At 48.3% G+C, this 1165-nt stretch carries 2 protein-coding genes; one reads left to right on the top strand and one right to left on the bottom strand.

Translation table 11 applies throughout. The annotated features are described in order from the left end of the window. Positions 1 to 759: NAD-dependent epimerase/dehydratase family protein (locus AZ66_RS29210; RefSeq protein ID WP_044358156.1), on the top strand; the 759-nt coding region annotated here is incomplete at its 5' end. Between the two features lie 50 nt (positions 760 to 809). Here the strand turns inward: AZ66_RS29210 and AZ66_RS29215 are convergent. Next, positions 810 to 1165 (bottom strand): glycosyltransferase family 4 protein (locus AZ66_RS29215; protein ID WP_044358157.1); only part of this gene is annotated, 356 nt, incomplete at its 5' end.

The raw sequence follows: 1165 nt of genomic DNA on the forward strand, positions 1-1165 counted from the left end.
TTGCAATCTAATAATGAACTGCTTCTGAAGGATGTCGACGTCGTGTGTCACCTCGCAGGCATGCCGGGCGTGAGATCGAGCTGGGGGCCGGATTTTCTTCACTATGCCTCTCACAATATCGTGGCAACACAGCGGCTGTTGGAAGCGTGCAAGTCAAGCCCGGTACGCAAATTTATTTATGCCTCTACGTCATCCGTGTATGGAGAAAAGACGGGGAGAGTGGATGAAGGGGCGTTCACGGAGCCATTGTCGCCGTATGGCGTCAGCAAATTGACAGGGGAGAACCTGTGCCGCGTATATTTGCATAATGATGGGATTCCCGTAACGATACTTCGCTTTTTTACTGTGTATGGGCCAAGACAGCGTCCTGATATGGCCTTTCACCGCTTTATTCGTCAAATGATTCATGGTGAACCGATAACCTTATTTGGTGATGGAAGCCAAACACGCGACTTTACTTATGTATCCGATTGTGTTGAGGGGATTGCAGCCGCTGTTCATACGGATCGTATTCTGGGAGAAATATTGAATATTGGCGGCAAGCAGCGAGCATCAATTATGGACTGTATTCATATTTTGCAGCAGTTGATTCCACATCAAGCAGGCATTCAATATATGGGAAGCACTTATGGAGAACCAAGCCACACATGGGCAGATATCAGTAAGGCGCATAAGCTGCTCGCTTACGATCCACAAATCGATCTGCTTCAGGGGCTAGAGCGGGAGGTTGCATCGATTCGACAATTGTACGGACTATAACGGAGGAGGTGGCGCCGAGTTGCCGGCGCCACAGTTATGACAATAGTAAATTAACCCCATACCTCTAATATTTCTTGAGCGACACGCTGCCAGACGAACCGTGATTCTGCAATTCTTCTGCCTCGCAGCCCCATTTGTTTGCACTCATCCATATTCGCGAGTAGATGATTCAGCTTATTCGCATATTCTAGTGGATTCTCTGGGTCTTCAACTAGAAGACCATTTCCCTGAAGAATCACTTCAGGATTACCGCCGCGAGAGGTCGTAAGGAATGGAAGGCCAGCTGCCATCGCTTCATAATGTACTCTCGCGAGTGGTTCATTCCATATTGAGGTGCATACGAATATATCTGCTGCACAGAACCAGCGATGGACTTCGTTCGCCTGCACATAGCCGGTTGTAATCA

Origin of the sequence: Paenibacillus sp. E194 (assembly GCF_000935845.1) — a bacterium.
Classification (GTDB): Bacteria; Bacillota; Bacilli; order Paenibacillales; family Paenibacillaceae; genus Paenibacillus_B; species Paenibacillus_B alvei_B.